This window comes from SAR324 cluster bacterium (genome assembly GCA_029245725.1).
Lineage (GTDB): Bacteria > SAR324 > SAR324 > SAR324 > NAC60-12 > JCVI-SCAAA005.
Genome location: JAQWOT010000400.1, coordinates 1 through 2,253 on the forward strand (window position 1 = coordinate 1; position 2,253 = coordinate 2,253).

Annotated in this window: 3 protein-coding genes; 2 read left to right on the forward strand and 1 reads right to left on the reverse strand. The window is 56.2% G+C overall.

Features of this window, described 5'->3' with window-relative positions; translation table 11 throughout:
• Both P8O70_22010 and P8O70_22015 read left to right on the forward strand, forming a co-directional pair.
• Positions 1-699, forward strand: a 699-nt coding sequence (locus tag P8O70_22010) for a glutamate--tRNA ligase family protein (GenBank protein MDG2199517.1), incomplete at its 5' end; no start/stop codon positions are given.
• Entirely contained in the window at positions 696-1,880 is a 1,185-nt protein-coding gene (locus P8O70_22015) for a pyridoxal phosphate-dependent aminotransferase (GenBank protein ID MDG2199518.1), read from the forward strand. The genes P8O70_22010 and P8O70_22015, both read left to right, overlap by 4 nt.
• A gap of 122 nt (positions 1,881-2,002) precedes the next feature.
• Here the strand turns inward: P8O70_22015 and P8O70_22020 are convergent.
• Positions 2,003-2,253, reverse strand: a 251-nt coding sequence (locus P8O70_22020) for a hypothetical protein (protein MDG2199519.1), incomplete at its 5' end; no start/stop codon positions are given.

Here is a 2,253-nt window from a genome sequence, read left to right on the forward strand (position 1 = left end):
GATACTGACCAGGGTCCTCGCAGTGTCGCTGCACTCCAACAAAGCTGGTCCCAGCAGCTACGTACAGAGCGCTACCTATCCGCCTTGACAACACTCAAAAATACTGGAGCACTCTATCGCTGCACCTGTAGTCGTCGCCAGTGGCAGGCTCTCGTTGGTGAGGAAGGGCGCTATCCAGGAACCTGTCGTCAGCAGCAGCACTCTGCCGAACAGCCCGGTAGTTGGCGGATTCGGCTACCAGCAGCAGCCACGGTGTGTTGGCAGAATTGGCCGAGTGGTCAGGAAGAACTGGATCTCACAGACGAGATGGGTGATTTTGTGATCCAACGTCGTGACGGACAAGTCGCTTACCAGCTAGCGTCCTGCTTGGATGACCTCGACTGGCAGATGAACCTGCTGGTCCGTGGTGTGGACCTACGGCCCTCCACTGCTGCCCAGTCTCATCTGCTTCGGCTGCTGGAACCCGAGCGAACACCTCCAGTCGTGCTGCACCACTCACTGCTGACCGATGAGGGCAATCGTAAATTTTCCAAGTCAGATGGCGCCTTGTCTTTACATATATTAAGAGAACAGGGATACACACCAGCAGCGGTCTATCGCAGCTGTGCTCACTGGCAGCGCTGGCCCGAGGCCTCCAACGTGCAATCCCTGAACGACCTTCAACAATCCTTTGCCCTTGCCCTCAAACAGGAACCATGACCATTGCCGCTCCGATTGCCAACTCTCTCCAACGTGCCTCCTGGATCCGCCAGATGTTCGAAGCCGGCGCCCGACTCAAGCAGCAGTATGGTGCCGACCAGGTCTTTGACTTCTCGCTGGGCAACCCAATTCTCGAACCACCTCCCAAAGTTCATGAGACCCTACACGCCCTGCTTGATGACCCAGCGCCTGGAAACCATCGTTACATGCCAAACGGAGGCTTCACTGCTGTTCGGGAGTACTTGGCTAGTGAGCTGAAGGAAGAGCAGGATCTGCCTTTTGTGACTGCAGATGTGGTGCTCTGTGTCGGAGCTGGAGGAGGACTGAACGTAGTTGCTAAGGCCTTGCTCGAACCCGGTGATGAGGTCGTTGCACTGGCGCCCTACTTTGTCGAGTATGGCTTCTACGTACAAAATCATGGAGGAGTGTTGACCGTCGCCCGCACCCGACAGGAGGATTTTTTGCCCGACCTGGAAGCACTGGAAGCAGTGATGACTCCAAAGACCCGAGCGATCATCGCCAACTCACCGAACAACCCAACTGGAGTGGTCTATTCCCAGGAGGTGCTTGATGATCTCGGCAGTTGGCTGCGTACCCAAGAGCAGCGTTTTGGTCGTCCAATTTACCTGATCGCTGATGAACCCTATCGCAAGCTGCTCTTCGATGAGGTAACCAATGGCTCCGTGCTCAAGGCCCATCCACACTCGATTCTGATCACCTCACACTCCAAGGATCTTGGCCTAGCCGGGGAGCGGATTGGCTACATCGCCCTGCATCCTGAAGTTCCAGATCGTGCTCTCTGGCAGGAAGCGCTAGTCTTCACCAATCGCATCCTAGGCTTTGTAAATGCTCCTGCACTGATGCAGCGTGCGCTGCCCCATCTACGTGGAGTGCAGGTCGATACCGGCTTCTATCAACAACTACGGGATCAGATCTGTAGCTTGATGGCAGAGGTCGGCATTCACTGCGTGCGGCCCCAAGGAGCGTTCTACCTGTTTCCTCAGGCACTGGAGGAAGATGACGTGGCCTTCGTACGTCGAGCCCAGGAAGAAAAGATCCTGCTAGTTCCCGGCTCTGGCTTCGGCTGGCCCGGTTGCTTCCGGCTCTCCTACTGCTGTCCGAGTTCGGTCATTGAGAATTCGCAGGAGGCCTGGTTACGATTGGTGGAGAGTTATCGGTAGGCAGTAGAATGCTGAACGTTCCCTCCTATGGAGAGAAAACCAGCATTCCAATCAAAAACCCTCGTCACGCTGGGTTAGGGAGGACCGTCGCAAACAGTGGGTGAGGGTGATTCAACAGCTCGCTAGTGATCCTCGTAGAGCATCATTCCGTCAGGGGCCTCTGGGTTAGGGATCAACTGCTGTCGACCACAATCCACCACTAGGTCCAGGGCTTCCAAGACAATCTGTCCCAACAGCAACGGAGCCCTTTCCGGCTCGGCTACGCAGCTGAACACGTCATCACGATCGCCCACCTGGACACGCAGCTCTCCATAGATTTGCCGCTCCTGCCGACTGCCATCAGAGAGCGTCACGGTCACCTTGCGTGTCGGAG